This window comes from Mycobacterium sp. 852013-50091_SCH5140682 (assembly GCF_001665685.1).
GTDB lineage: Bacteria > Actinomycetota > Actinomycetes > Mycobacteriales > Mycobacteriaceae > Mycobacterium.
Window position 1 is genome coordinate 19,180 of the sequence record NZ_LZTB01000005.1, and the last position, 13,404, is coordinate 32,583.

14 protein-coding genes are annotated in these 13,404 nt (G+C 68.3%); 6 read left to right on the top strand and 8 right to left on the bottom strand.

What is annotated here, in order from left to right; genetic code table 11:
- The first annotated feature begins 22 nt into the window (after positions 1-22).
- Positions 23-1,825 (top strand): Hsp70 family protein, encoded by a 1,803-nt coding sequence (locus A5784_RS00885; protein WP_064941398.1) that lies wholly within the window; start codon positions 23-25, stop codon positions 1,823-1,825.
- A 6-nt stretch (positions 1,826-1,831) separates the two neighbouring features.
- Here the strand turns inward: A5784_RS00885 and A5784_RS00890 are convergent, their stop codons facing one another.
- On the bottom strand, positions 1,832-2,470 hold the full coding sequence (locus tag A5784_RS00890) for a TetR/AcrR family transcriptional regulator (protein WP_064941400.1): 639 nt from the start codon (positions 2,468-2,470) through the stop codon (positions 1,832-1,834).
- A 9-nt stretch (positions 2,471-2,479) separates the two neighbouring features.
- A complete protein-coding gene (locus A5784_RS00895) occupies positions 2,480-3,325 on the bottom strand; it encodes an SDR family NAD(P)-dependent oxidoreductase (protein WP_064941402.1) in 846 nt (281 codons plus the stop codon).
- 208 nt (positions 3,326-3,533) lie between these two features.
- Between A5784_RS00895 and A5784_RS00900 the strand changes: the two genes are divergently transcribed.
- Positions 3,534-5,078, top strand: a complete 1,545-nt coding sequence (locus A5784_RS00900; protein WP_064941404.1) for an acetolactate synthase large subunit — start codon at positions 3,534-3,536, stop codon at positions 5,076-5,078.
- Here the strand turns inward: A5784_RS00900 and A5784_RS00905 are convergent.
- Both A5784_RS00905 and A5784_RS00910 read right to left on the bottom strand, forming a co-directional pair.
- Positions 5,075-6,151 (bottom strand): class I SAM-dependent methyltransferase, encoded by a 1,077-nt coding sequence (locus A5784_RS00905; protein WP_064941406.1) that lies wholly within the window; start codon positions 6,149-6,151, stop codon positions 5,075-5,077. The genes A5784_RS00900 and A5784_RS00905 overlap by 4 nt on opposite strands.
- A gap of 2 nt (positions 6,152-6,153) precedes the next feature.
- On the bottom strand, positions 6,154-6,393 hold the full coding sequence (locus tag A5784_RS00910) for a lipopolysaccharide assembly protein LapA domain-containing protein (RefSeq protein WP_064941408.1): 240 nt from the start codon (positions 6,391-6,393) through the stop codon (positions 6,154-6,156).
- 47 nt (positions 6,394-6,440) lie between these two features.
- Here A5784_RS00910 and A5784_RS00915 point away from each other — a divergent pair, with 47 nt between their 5' ends.
- A complete protein-coding gene (locus A5784_RS00915) occupies positions 6,441-7,193 on the top strand; it encodes an SHOCT domain-containing protein (protein WP_064941410.1) in 753 nt (250 codons plus the stop codon).
- A 3-nt stretch (positions 7,194-7,196) separates the two neighbouring features.
- Here A5784_RS00915 and A5784_RS00920 read toward each other — a convergent pair whose 3' ends face one another.
- The 3 genes from A5784_RS00920 to A5784_RS00930 form a co-directional block, all read right to left on the bottom strand.
- Entirely contained in the window at positions 7,197-8,570 is a 1,374-nt protein-coding gene (locus A5784_RS00920) for a styrene monooxygenase/indole monooxygenase family protein (RefSeq protein WP_064941413.1), read from the bottom strand.
- A gap of 157 nt (positions 8,571-8,727) precedes the next feature.
- The gene (locus A5784_RS00925) at positions 8,728-9,351 is read right to left on the bottom strand and encodes an MBL fold metallo-hydrolase (RefSeq protein WP_197514587.1); all 624 of its coding nucleotides are present in this window, start codon (positions 9,349-9,351) and stop codon (positions 8,728-8,730) included.
- A 5-nt stretch (positions 9,352-9,356) separates the two neighbouring features.
- The gene (locus A5784_RS00930) at positions 9,357-10,442 is read right to left on the bottom strand and encodes an S-(hydroxymethyl)mycothiol dehydrogenase (RefSeq protein ID WP_064941496.1); all 1,086 of its coding nucleotides are present in this window, start codon (positions 10,440-10,442) and stop codon (positions 9,357-9,359) included.
- A 40-nt stretch (positions 10,443-10,482) separates the two neighbouring features.
- On the opposite strand from A5784_RS00930, the gene A5784_RS00935 reads away from it, so the two are divergent.
- The 3 genes from A5784_RS00935 (at position 10,483) to A5784_RS00945 (ending at position 12,860) form a co-directional block, all read left to right on the top strand.
- Entirely contained in the window at positions 10,483-11,388 is a 906-nt protein-coding gene (locus A5784_RS00935; protein WP_064941417.1) for a hypothetical protein, read from the top strand.
- Positions 11,389-11,398: 10 nt separating this feature from the next.
- Positions 11,399-12,232, top strand: coding sequence for a serine hydrolase domain-containing protein (locus tag A5784_RS00940; RefSeq protein ID WP_064941419.1), 834 nt, complete (start codon positions 11,399-11,401; stop codon positions 12,230-12,232).
- A gap of 115 nt (positions 12,233-12,347) precedes the next feature.
- A complete protein-coding gene (locus A5784_RS00945; RefSeq protein ID WP_064941498.1) occupies positions 12,348-12,860 on the top strand; it encodes a DUF3145 domain-containing protein in 513 nt (170 codons plus the stop codon).
- A gap of 19 nt (positions 12,861-12,879) precedes the next feature.
- Here the strand turns inward: A5784_RS00945 and A5784_RS00950 are convergent, their stop codons facing one another.
- Entirely contained in the window at positions 12,880-13,398 is a 519-nt protein-coding gene (locus tag A5784_RS00950) for a hypothetical protein (RefSeq protein ID WP_232005891.1), read from the bottom strand.
- Positions 13,399-13,404 lie beyond the last annotated feature (6 nt).

Below are 13,404 nucleotides of genomic sequence, written 5' to 3' on the forward strand. Positions count from 1 at the left end.
TGCTCTCTCGAGACGGGGTGACATGGCTGACGGAATTGGGTTGTCGGTTGGTGCGACCAACCTGACGGCGGTGGTGGTGGGCAGGACCGCGGTGACGCGCTCACCTGTGTTGACGCTGTATCCGCATCGCCCGTCCGAGGTCGGAGTGCCCAGCGAGAATCCCAATCTCACCGAGCGGGGACTCATCCTCACCGACTTCGTCGACCGGGTCGGGGACCCGGTGGGGATCTTGGCCCCTGACGGCTCGTCGCATCGTGGGGAGGTGCTGGTGGCGGACGCGCTGGGGGCGCTGCTGCACACCGTCACCCGAGGCGGGCCCGCAACGGACCCGATCGCCGTCACCCACCCCGCACACTGGCGGCCCAACCAGATCGCTGCGCTGCGCAACGCCCTTGACGAGGTCCCGGAGTTCCGGGCCCCGGCCTCGCCCACGCTTCTGTCGGACGCCACGGCGGCGCTGATCGCCCTGCAGGACAACCCCGGGGTGCCGACCCGCGGCGTGATCGCGCTGTGCGATTTCGGCGGTACGGGCACCAGCATCACGCTCGCCGACGCCGGTAACGGCTACCAGCCGATCGCCCCGACCGTCCGGCACCCCGACCTGTCCGGTGATCTCATCGACCAGGCGCTGCTCACCCACATCGTCAACGAACTGTCGTCGGCGGGCACCATCGACCTGGTGAGCACGTCGGCGATCGGCTCGCTGGGCCGGTTGCGCGGTGAGTGCCGTCGCGCCAAGGAGCGGTTGTCCACCGAGTCGGTCACCTCGCTGACCGCTGAACTGCCGGGCCACCGAACTGACGTCCGGTTGAACCGCCGTGAACTCGAGGACGCCATGCAGGCGCCGCTGGACGAATTCGTCGCGGTTCTGCAGGACACCGTGGACCGCGCCGGGTTGCGGCCCGGCGACCTCGTCGCCGTTGCCACCATCGGCGGCGGGGCCAGGATCCCGGCCGTCACCACAGCGCTGTCGCAGAGCTTGCGGGTGCCGGTGATCACCGGGGCTCAACCCGAGCTGACCGCGGCCATCGGATCGGGGATCACCGCGGTGCGCGGCACGGTCGAGGAGAGCATGACCGCGCTGGCTCCCGCGTCGGCGGCCGCGCCGCCAACCCAGGCGGCCGCCGCGATGGCGCCCGAACCGCCGCCGGCCTCGCAGGCGCTGGCCTGGTCGGATGCCGACGACGTGCCCGACGTCGCGCCGGCCACCGATTTGGGCTATGCCGAGCCCGAGCCCGAGCCCGAGCCCTCCCGCATCGGGCTCACCAGCGCCCGCCCGCAGTTGGCATTCGGCGAACCCGAGCTCACCGACCACGACCGGGTCGCCGCGCTGCCCTGGTATCGCAAGCCCGCGCTGCTGGCGGGCGCGGGAGCCGCCGTGGCGCTCGTCGCCGTCGCGGCCGTGCTGCTGCTGACCCACCAGGATTCGGAGAAGAGCCCGGCCCCGGCGTCGACCTCGACGGCGATGACCACGACGTCGGCGCCCGCGCAGGCACCGGCCCCTGCCGCTCCTGCCGACGCGTCGGCACCTGAGCAGCAGCAGCAGTCACCGCAAACCGTCATCGAGCAGGCCCCGGCGCAGACGGTGACACAGACCGCGCCACCGCCACCCGCCGATGCGCCACCGCCGCCCCAGACGACCGACGCGCCGCCTCCGGCGACGGACACACCCACTACCGCCGCGCCGGCGACGACCGATACACCGACGAGTGCGGCTCCGTCGACGCCGACCCAGACGCCGTGGACCCCCGCGGCGCCGTACCCGACCATCCCGGGTCTGCCGTGGGTGCCTGCTCCCGGCGGTGGGCACGGTCACGGGGGCTAGCTCGCATCATCCGAACGACTCGAACGCGTCGAGGACTTCGGGGGAGTAGACGATCGACGGTTCGATCGCCGCGGTCGTCTTCAGGGTCGTCACCAGGGCGGCGGCCGCGAGTTCGACGAGCGCGTCGGCGTCGATGTCCCGGTGGGTGATGCGGTCGATCATCATCTCGTCGAGATAGCCCACCCACCCGTGCATGGCAGCGCGCAGCACCGGCGGGATCGGGTCAGCGATGCCCAGTGCCAACAGGATTCGCTGCGCACCGATCCAGCGCAGGCGCTCGACGGCCGCTTGGTGCTCGGCGTCGGCGCCCAACGCGCCGCGCAGCAGCGCGACGAAACTCCCTGAATACGAGTCGATGTAGGCGATGTGGCTGCGCAACGCGTGGCGCAGCTGGTCCACCAGGGCCGTGTCCGCCGGCGGCAGGCTCAGCTGTACGGCTGCGATCTCCTCGGCGATCTCGTTCATCACCGCGAGATAGAGTCCGCGTTTGTTCTCGAAATGGTGCGCGATCAGCCCGTATGCCACCCCGGCGTTCTTCGCGATCTCTGACGTGGTGACCCGGTCGTAGGGGCGGGTGGCGAACAGGTGTCGGGCCGCGTCGATGATCGATTGACGCCGGTCGGTGACGGCCGATTTGGCACCCATCAGTTCAGGCTAACGAGGTTGGTCGGCATGAGGGTGCGGTTCGAGTGCGGCGCGGGTGTTCACGCGGCGCCCGCCGATCGCGGCGAGCAGACGCCCGATGGCCGGAATCTCAAGCGGCAGCAATGAATACCGCGGGTAGCCGACGCGAGAATCGCCTCGTTCCAGCGCGCCAACGACCGCCTCCGCCGTAGCCTCCGGGGGTACCGGTCGCAGGGTTTTGGGAGCCGTTGTCTTCCAAGGGAGTTCGTCGATATCTCGCAGCGCGGTGTCGGTGGATCCCGGTACCACCTCGAGCACCCGAAGTGGGGTCTCGGCGAGTTCCAGTCGCAGCGACCGCGTGGCCTGCGCAAGGGCAGCTTTGGACGCTGCGTAATACCCGAGTAGGGGCAGCGGCACGGCTTGCACTGTCGAGGTGACGTTGACGATCGTGCCGCGGCCTGCGGCGCGCATCGCAGGCAGTACCGCGGCGGTGAGCGCGAGCGGCGACCACAGGTTGACTTCGAAGACGGCGCGGGCCGCGGCACTGTCGGCCACCAGGGACTGTGCGCCGGTGAGGTTGGCACCCGCGTTGTTGATCACGACGTCGACGATCCCGTCGAGCGCGTGCACGGCATCGCGACCCAGGGTGGCAGCCGAACCGGGCTCGGCCAGATCGGTCGGCATCACGATCGGCCGGGGGCGCCCCGACGCGGCGATCTGATCGGCGACCTCATCGAGTAGCTGGTGGCGTCGGGCCGCGAGCACGAGCGTCGCGCCGCGGGCACTCAGTGCGAAGGCCAGTGCGCGCCCGATGCCACTCGACGCACCGGTGAGAAGGATCCGCTTGTCGCGCAGGTTCATTCGATGTCTTCGCATGACTGTCGCCGTTCTCGGTGCCGGGGATTCCGCGTGCTGCCGGATCCACCGTCGCATACCGATTGATAATCAGTCAATGATGTGCCGGGACTTCGTCAGGTGTCGCCCTGGCGTCCGACCGGATCGCCGACCACTATGGGTGGGTGCGGGACAAGTGGCATCAACGCGAAATCGAAGTCGGCGGCCGGATGTGGACGCGGGCCCGCCGATGAGCACGAGCACCGGCGCGCAGGTGGTGATCGGGCGATTGCTCGCCGCGGGAGTCGACGTGTGCTTCGCCAATCCGGGCACCTCGGAGATGCACTTCGTCGCGGCACTGGACGCGGCGCCGGAGATGCGGCCCGTGCTGTGCCTGTTCGAGGGCGTGGCCACGGGTGCGGCCGACGGCTATGCGCGCATCGCTGGGCGGCCGGCAGCCACCCTGCTGCACCTCGGGCCCGGCCTGGCCAACGGTCTGGCCAATCTGCACAACGCGCGGCGGGCCTTCAGCCCGGTCGTCAACATCGTCGGCGACCATGCGACGTACCACAAACCCCTCGATGCGCCACTGGAATCCGACATCGAGGCGCTGGCCGCATGGACCCACGGTTCGGTGCACCGACCCGCGACGCCCGACGATGTGGCTACAGCCGTTGACAGCGCTGTCCACAGCGCGGCCGGTGAACCCGGCGGGGTGGCCACCGTGATCCTGCCCGCCGATTTCTCGTGGGGCCCGGCGTCGCCCGGCGCGCCGGTGTCGTCAGAACGACAGCCTGCGACCGGTGGGATGCAGATCGCGGCCGCGGCGGAGCTGTTGCGTGACCGCGGCGCGCACGCGTTGTTGCTACTCGGCGGCGCGGCGAACTCAGCAGAAGGGCTCATCGCGGCGGCCCGCATCGAGGCCGCGACCGGAGCCCGAGCACTCGTCGAGACCTTCCCGGCCCGCGTGGCGCGTGGACGCGGTGTGCCGCACCTCGACCGGTTGGCCTACCTCGGCGAGCAGGCTGCCGAACAACTCTCCGGCACAACGGATCTGGTTCTGGTGGGGGCACGTTCGCCGGTCACGTTCTTCGCATATCCGGGCAAGCCGGGCGACCTCGTGCCGGCCGGGGCGACCGTGCACGCCGTGGCCCCGAGCGATCTGGAGAAGCTGGCCGACCACCTCGGAGCTCGGCCGTACGTCGACAACCCGGCCGAACTCGCCGCACTGCCGACCGGGCCACTCAACGCGCAGAACTGGGCCCAGGTGATTGCCGCGCTGCTGCCCGAGGACGCGATCATCTCCGACGAGGCGAACACCAGCGGCTTCTTCCTGCCCACTGCGACTGCGGGTTCGGCCGCTCACGACCTGCTGACGCTGACCGGTGGCGCGATCGGCCAAGGGCTGCCGGTGGCTGTGGGTGCCGCTGTCGCCGCGCCGCACCGGCCGGTCATCGCGCTGCAGGCCGACGGCAGTGCGCTCTACACCATCTCGGCGTTGTGGACCATGGCCCGCGAGAGACTCGATGTCACCGTCGTCATCCTCAACAACCACGCCTACGCGATCCTTCAAATGGAACTGCAGCGCGTCGGGGCCGCTGCGGCCGGTGAGCAGTCCCGTTCGTTGCTCGACCTCGGTCGACCTGACATCGATTTTGTTTCCATCGCAGAGGGATTCGGTGTTCCCGCCACGCGGGCGACCACGGCCGAAGAACTTGCCGAGCAGTTCCGCGCTGCGCTCGGCGAGCCCGGCCCACACCTGATCGACGCTGCGGTTGCGGGCTGGTCCCTTTAGCTCTTGAGTCGTTTGACCAGGACCACCTCGGCCAGCGGGATCCGCATCTGTTCGGGGGCGGCGGCCAGCCGGGCGGCCACGCCCGCCTCGAGCCGATCGAAGAACACCGCGTGTCGTCCTGCGTCGCCGAGCGCTTGGGCCAGTGCGTCGAACAAGGCGAACCGGCAGAACGCAGCCCATTGGGCGCCGAAAGCCCTTGCGTCATGGTCGGTGCGGTACTGGTTGAAGAACCGGTCCTCGGCGTCGAACACCTCGAGGTGTTCGATGGAGAGCCGCTCGAGACGACCGGACGGTGCGAAGGGAGTCACGAAATCCGCTGCGGCCCGGCCCATCACGGGTAGCGACATGCGGTGCAGCTCGTCGCTGGTGATGACTGCGTCGGCGACGAGTTCCCGCAAAGCGTCGGTGAGGGCGATCAGCAGCGGCCGATAACCGAAGTCGCCGTCGTCGGCGAGTCCCATCGTCAGCACCACGAGTTTGCCTCCGGGGCACAGCTCCCGGCCCCGGAAGGCCACGAACTCGTGCCAATCGTGCGCCGCCTGCCGCGCGTAGGCGGCGCGGGCGTGCGCGTCGGTGCTGTAGGCCACCGCGATGTGATCGCGCACCGGCATCGGCACCCGGCCCAGCCACTGAATCGACCACGCCGACCAACCCAGGTTGATGCTGTTCGACGGCAGGATCTGGCTGTAGTACGACCGGCCCACCGCGGAGCTGAACGCCGCGGCGTCCGTGCGCAGATAGGACGCCGGGTCGTCCGCGAGGGTGCGGAACAGCGTGGTGAAATCGTTGTCCGGGGTATCGGTGTGCGTGACCAGCACCGAATGTTCGGGGCGGGTGCGCCCCCGCAGCACGCCGACCGCCTTCGAGAGCGCGAGCAGGCCGTTGTGTCCGGTGCCCGAACCGTAATCGGCGACCACGATCGGCTGCGGCGGGCTCGGGAGTGGCACGGTGCGGGCGGCCTCCGCGAAAAGCGTTATGGCCGAGCTCAATCCCGCTGCCTGCAACCGCAAACTCGGCGTCTGCTTTCGATCATCGCCGGGATCTGGGCGCACGACGAAGCTGGATTCCGGCATGGCTAGCTCCGTCGCCACCGCAGCAACAGTCCGATGAGAAGTCCCACAACGAAAATGATGACCAAGATCGACCACATCGGCGACTCGACGGTCACCCACAGCACGTGCACGCGGACGCGGTCGCGGTTCTGAGCGACGAAGAGCGCGGCGAGCGCCACCAGGATCAGCGCCATCCAGTACCGCATCGCCAGCCGGCGCACCGGGCCGACCGACCGGTTTGCTTCGGTCTCGTCGCGAGGCATGCCCCGACGGTAGTCGTTGCTGTGGCGACCATGGCACACTTCCGGCTATGAGCAGCCGGCGAATCGCGGCACCGTTGGTGACAGCCGCGATCGTGTCCCTCGTGGTCGGGGTCATCGGATTCATCGTGGCCCTGGTCCTCAGCGCGTTCGTGCTCGACGAGTACGACGCATACGGGGAGGTTCCGATCCCGGGATCGGGCACGGTCCAGTTGCCCGCAGGTGAGGTGACCGTCAGCTTCCACACGCTCACCACGGGGTCGGGTGGGGGTGTGCCCGTGCCGAGCCTGAAACTGCAGCTCGTTCCGCCGCAAGGGGCACCCGAGCCGGTCGTCACCGAAAGTCCAGGCGGCACAACGACGGTGAACAATGACGCCCGGGTGCGGGTATGGGTGGCTCAGGTGGCCGAGGCCGGAAGCTATCAAGTGGTCACCGACGGCGATGTCAACGGTTACATCAGTCCGCGGCTGGCGTTCGGGCACGGCAGCCAGTACGGCTGGGTGGTGTGGTTGTTCGTCGGGCTGTTCGTGCTGGGGCTCGCCGAACTCGCGGTGGCCCTCTGGTGGTCGGCGCGCGCAGCGAAGCGGCCACGTCCCGTCGGTCCGCAGGAATTCCCGGTCTTCGGAGCTGCGGACGCGCCGACGTACACGTCGCAGAGCTATGTCCCCGCACCGCCGAGCTATCCACCCACCGATCAGGGCGTACGCCTCGAACAGCTGAAGACGTTGGCGGCGCTGCGTGATTCAGGTGCGCTGACCGACGCTGAGTTCCAAGCCGAGAAGCGCCGCATCCTCAACAGCTGATCGTCACGCCGCTCGCAACACCAATCGGGATCGGTCGAACCTACCGGCAGGCACGAACCGGTCGAGCACCGCTTCGGCGGGTTCGCCGGCGAAATCGGCGATCAGGTCATACGCCGCTTGCCGGGACGTGAGTCGCTCCACTGGTGTCGGGTCGTCCAGCAGGCCAAACAGTTTCGAGGCGAACCGGTCGCTGGAGCTGGCCGCAGTGAAGAACAGCTCGCCGTACTCCGCGAGCTCGGGATCTGACAGAAAGAGTCGGGTGACCAGATGGGCCGCCCGGGCCCGGTGCTGATAGAAGTCCTCGAACGCCGTTGTGAGCCAAGCGGTGTCGAACGCGCCGTCGTGTGCCGCGGCCTTGCGTACCAATGCCGCGGCCTGTACGAGTCCGCCCTGCGCGCCCTGCCCCGCGATTGGGTCGTACGCCACCGCGGTGTCGCCGAGCGCGGCGACCGGATGCCTACCGGCCGTATGGCCCACCCCCGAGCGCACCACCTGGGTGACCCCGCCGGTCAGCCACGAATGCGGGTCCTCCTCGATCACCGCCAATTCGGAGATTTCGGGCAGATCCCAGTCGATGTAGTCGCGGTGCAACTCGGTGATCGTCCGCAGTGCGGACTGGGCGCTGTCCACCCCGGCGAATCGGCGATCCCAGTCGCTGCCCGGCCGGGCCCAGCCGAGGAAGGCCCAGGACGGACCAGCGTCCTTGTGCAGATACGGACCCAACCACGAGTCGCCCTGATCGCTGATCACGGTGAAGGCGCTGTGCCTGCCGCCTGCGGCGCTGCGATGCGCGAAAACCTCCGGCCCGTAAGGCAATCCGGTTACCGTCAGGGCCAGGAGCCGGCGCTGCGGCCGGTCGTACACCGTCCGGTCGGGGTCGATCGGAAACAGCGACGACAGCCCACCGCGGCCCGTAGCCACCAGGGTCAGATCGGCACCGGCGGCGATGCTGTCGAGGCGGTTGGGATCGACCGTCTCGACGACGAACTTCCCGCCGCGCTGCTGGAACAGGCTGAGCCGGTCGTCGGCCTTGAGCCGCGTGTCGACCGCGACCCCGACGAAGCCGTCGAACGACGCATCGAAGGCGACCTCCTCGGGACGCGCCGGATCGGAGCCGTTGACCACCCGCACGCTCTGTCCGGTCAAGGTCGGAGCGGTGGCCAGGTAGGTGTTGAGCCCCAGGCTCTCCTCGGCGCGCTGGGCGGTGCCGAAGATCAGCGCCGTGCCGGTCGCGGGCACCGCATCACGCAGGTTGCGCTGATCCCGGTCGCTGTACAGCGTGACGTCAAACCCGTTGTCCAACAACCCCAGTGCTGCGGTGACCCCAGTCTGGCCGGCTCCGATGATGGCAGCGGAGCGCCCGCTCGATGTCGTCATGGCACCGACTATGGGCGCACCGCCGCTCCGCGTTAAGAAACTGGCTCAGCGTGATCGCAAAGCGTCAGTGGCCGGCTCGTTCCTCGCGGCGCATCGTCAGTGGCCGTGCTGGTCTGGACCACTTCCTCCGCGCCGGCTCGTTCCTCGCGGCGCATCGTCAGTGGCCGCGCGCCACCCAGTCGTCATAGTTCACGATCTCGCCGCCGATCGTGGTGGTGTCACCGTGTCCGGTGTAGACCACGGTCTCGCCGGGCAGGGCGCCGAGTCGTGTGCTGATGGATTCGAGGATGGTGGGAAAGTCCGAGTAGGAGCGTCCGGTGGCACCGGGGCCGCCCTGGAACAGGGTGTCGCCGGAGATGACAGCGCCCAGGTCGGGTGCAGACCAGCAGACCGAGCCGGGCGAGTGTCCGGGGGTGTGCAGGGCATGCAGCTCGATGCCGCCGACGCGCAGCACCTGTTTGTCGTCCACAGGCCGGAACTCGTTGTCGGGGTGGATTTCTCGCCACAGCATCTCGTCGGCGGGGTGCAGCAGCACCGGCGCGTCGAGGGCCTTGGAGAGTTCGGGTGCGACGGTGATGTGGTCGTTGTGCCCGTGGGTGCACACGACCGCGACCACGTTGCGTCCGTTGACGGCGTCGATGATGGGGGCGGCGGTGTGGGCGGCATCGAAGACGACCACGTCGGTGTCGTCGCCGATGAGCCAGATGTTGTTGTCGACGTCCCAGGTGCCGCCGTCGAGGGAGAAGGTGCCGGAGGTGACGACTCGCTGGATCGCGCTCATGGCGCTCATACTACGACCACCGATCGCAGCACCTGACCGCCGTGCATCTTTCCGAAGGACTCTTCGACGCCGTCGAGGCCGATGCGTTCGCTGACAAACTTCTGCAGGGGCAGGCGGCCCTGCAGATAGAGGGATATGAGGGTGGGGAAGTCGCGTTCGGGTAGGCAATCGCCGTACCACGAGGACTTCAACGATCCGCCGTGGGAAAAGAAGTCGATCAGCGGCATATCGAGCCTCATGTCCGGGGTCGGGACACCAACCAGCACGACTGTGCCCGCGAGATCACGGGCATAGAAGGCCTGCTTCCAGGTCTCGGGGCGGCCGACCGCGTCGATCACGACGTCGACGCCGAAGCCGTCGGTGAGGTCCTGGATGGTTTTGACAGGGTCGAGTTCTCTGGCGTTGATGGTGTGGGTGGCACCGAAGTCGCGGGCCCAGTCGAGCTTCGTGTTGTCGGTGTCGACGGCGATGATGGTCTTGGCGCCGACGAGGTTGGCGCCGGCGATCGCGGCATCGCCCACGCCGCCGCAGCCGATGACTGCGACGGTGTCGTTGCGCGTGACCGCCCCGGTGTTGATGGCGGCGCCGATGCCAGCCATGACACCGCAGCCGAGTAGGCCTGCCACCGCAGGGTCAGCGGCGGGGTCCACTTTGGTGCATTGACCCTCGGCCACGAGAGTTTTGTCGCAGAAGGCACCGATACCGAGAGCCGGCGTGAGTTCGGTGCCGTCGGTGAGGGTCATCTTTTGCTTCGCATTGTGGGTTTCGAAACACAGCTGCGGGCGGCCGCGCTTGCAGGCGCGGCATTCCCCGCACACTGCGCGCCAGTTGAGTATGACGAAGTCGCCGGGGACGACGTGGGTGACGCCCTCACCCACGGACTCGACGAGGCCTGCGGCTTCGTGTCCGAGCAGAAAAGGGAATTCGTCGTTGATGCCGCCTTCCCGGTAGGTCAGGTCGGTGTGACAGACCCCACAGGCCTGGATGGTCACCACGACCTCGCCAGGGCCGGGATCCGGTATGACGATGTCGACCAACTCGACGGGGGCTTTGGCGCTACGGGCGATGACGCCACGGACAATCTGGCTCATGCCCATAAGGTAGTACTTAGGAAACCGAACCGTCGGCCTCATGCCCACCTTCGCGTTACCGTTGGTTGTGGTCGACGATCGAACCGAACTTCTCGTCGTCGCGCGGTCGGCGTACCGGCGAAACGACTGGCGAACCAGTTACGAATCCTTCAGTCGAGTCGAAGGTGTGCAGGCGCTCGATACGGACGATCTCGCGCATTTCGCTGCGGTGGCCTGGCGGCAGGGCCACGGCGGAGAAGCCTTGCGTATCAATGAACGTGTCCACAGTCGCCTACTGCGCACGGACCCTGTTCAGGCCGCCATGAAGGCGACCGAGCTCGGCCTGGCCTGGCTGGCCCGCGGCCATATCGCGTTGGCAAGGAATTGGGCTCAGCGGGCCGAGGTGCTGCTGCGCGGTGTTTCCGAGGTCGGGGCTCACGGTTATGTGATGTATCTCACCGGCGTGATGGCGGCCGATGCCGGGGAATTGACTGAGCTGGCCGATGCGGCGCGGGCGCTGACGGGTATCGCCGGGCGCATCGACGATGTGGCCGTGAAGACGCTGGCGCGGGTGCTCGAGGGGCTGAGCGCGGTTGCGGCCGGTGATGTCTCCGGGGTCGCGACGCTCGACGATGTCCTGCTGCCGACGCTCGACGAGCGCGTGCCGATGGAGTGGGCCGGTGATGTCTACCGGCGGGCGTTGAACCTGGCGCAGCGTCGTTCCGACCGCGAGCGGCTACAGTCCTGGACTCGGTCGATGGATCAGTGGTGCGAAACCACGCAGGCCTCGCCATCGGCCTATCGCGCGATCTGCGATGTGTACCGGCTCTCGGTGGAGTCGAGCGCCGACACTGCCGAGTTGATGCGGCGCGGCGTCGACTTGCGTCGCCTGGTCGCCGAAGTCGATGCCCTCGCAGCCGGTTTGGCGGACGGGTTGCTTGCGCGTGGCATGGGGCGCACGGGCTAGTTTGCCTTCCATGAGCGTTGCGGATGTTCTGCAGGTCGTTGACGACTGGCCGGTGACGGCCGCGGCTGCCGCGGTGGTCGGGCCGGCCGGCGTGCGCGGCAGCTATGGCGATACGGCAAAGCCGTTCGCACTGGCTTCTGTGACCAAGCCGCTGGCGGCACGGGCTGCGCAGATTGCGATCGAGGAAGGTGTCGTCGAGCTCGACACACCGGCCGGGCCGCCGGGCTCGACGATCCGTCATCTGCTCGCGCACACCTCGGGCGTGGCCATGGTGTCGGACGACATTCTGGCCAAGCCGGGTACGCGGCGCATCTACTCCAACACCGGATTCGCGCTGTTGGCGCAGGCCATCGAGAAAGAGTCGGGGATCGAGTTCGGCCAGTACCTCACCGAGTCGGTGTTCGAACCACTCGGGATGTCGGCGTCGACGCTGACCGGGGGAGCTGCGGCTGCCGGATACGGTGGCACGTCGACGGTCGCCGACTTGGCGATGTTCGCGCGTGAGCTGCTGCGGCCGGAGCTGGTCTCCCCGGCCATGCACGCGGCCGCGACCGAGGTGCAGTTTCCGGGCCTTTCGGGGGTGCTACCGGGCTTCGGCTCCCAGCGGCCCAACGACTGGGGGCTTGGGTTCGAGATCCGCGACAGCAAATCGCCGCACTGGACCGGTTTGACCAACTCGCCGTCGACGTTCGGTCATTTCGGCCAGTCAGGGACGTTTGTGTGGGTGGATCCCGACGCCGATGTGGCGTTGGTAGTGCTCACCGACCGCAACTTCGGGGAGTGGACGTACCCGCTGTGGCCGGCCATATCTGATGGTGTCCTGAGAGAAATCGGGTCAGACTAGCGCAACATAGGCCACACAAGGCACAATAGACACGCGCGACACACAACTGCATTACTCGATCGGTATCGCTAGGTCGTTGGGGAAGACGTCCCTCGTGAAGCCGAAGGAGAAGCAGATGCGTGCGTCAAACCAGTTCGCCGACGCGGCGACGGGTGTGGTGTACATCCACGCCTCACCCGCGGCGGTCTGCCCGCATGTCGAGTGGGCGTTGTCGTCGACCCTGTCGGCGCGGGCGAACCTCAAGTGGACGCCCCAGCCGGCAATGCCGGGGCAGCTGCGTGCCGTCACCAATTGGGTCGGCCCGGTCGGCACCGGAGCGCAATTGGCCAATGCCCTGCGCTCCTGGTCTGTGCTGCGCTTCGAGGTGACCGAGGACCCCAGCGGCGGTGTCGATGGCCATCGGTGGTGCCATACCCCGCAACTCGGTCTGTGGAGCGGGGCGATGAGCGCCAACGGCGATGTCATGGTCGGCGAGCAGAGGTTGCGCACCCTCATGGCCGGCGGTGCTGACATGCTCGCCGCCGAACTGGACTCCGTGCTCGGCACGGCATGGGACGAATCGCTGGAGCCGTACCGCGACGGCGGTGAGACCGGCGAGGTCAGCTGGCTCAACAGGGGAGTCGGCTGAGGCCGCGCGCAGGCAATCGTCAGCCGCGCTGCCACAGGCAGTAGCCGGTGAGCCTGGCCGTGAACAGGTGGTCGCCGACCTCCAGGGCCAGGGGGCGGCCCGGGTCGGCGGCATGGACCTCGGGCGACGACGTCTCGCCGGGAGCCAACACATCGACAACTTCGGCGCGGCATGCTGTTTCGTCGGTCTGCGGAGTTCCGGTCCACGTGCCCGCGTGCACTTCCGGATTCCGCCGGCCCTGACCGTGCAGGATCAGTTCGGGGCCGGTCGTCAGCCAGCGATCGGATGCGGGATACGGGTCGAGGTACGGCTGCCACGTACCGCCGGTGCACTGCATGAGGTCCTTGGCGGTCCCGGTACCTGAGGCGGGCTGGGGCAGTTCCGTCAACGCACCGTCGAGATTGTCGCCACAGGCGGAGCCGGCCTGCGGCGGTGTCGCGCCGGGGTCGGCGCGGGCGGAGGTGCCTGCGCCGACGACAACCACGCCGAGAGCGACAACCAGCGCGCTGACCCGACCGATGTGCGTGGTTGCAACCATGAGGCT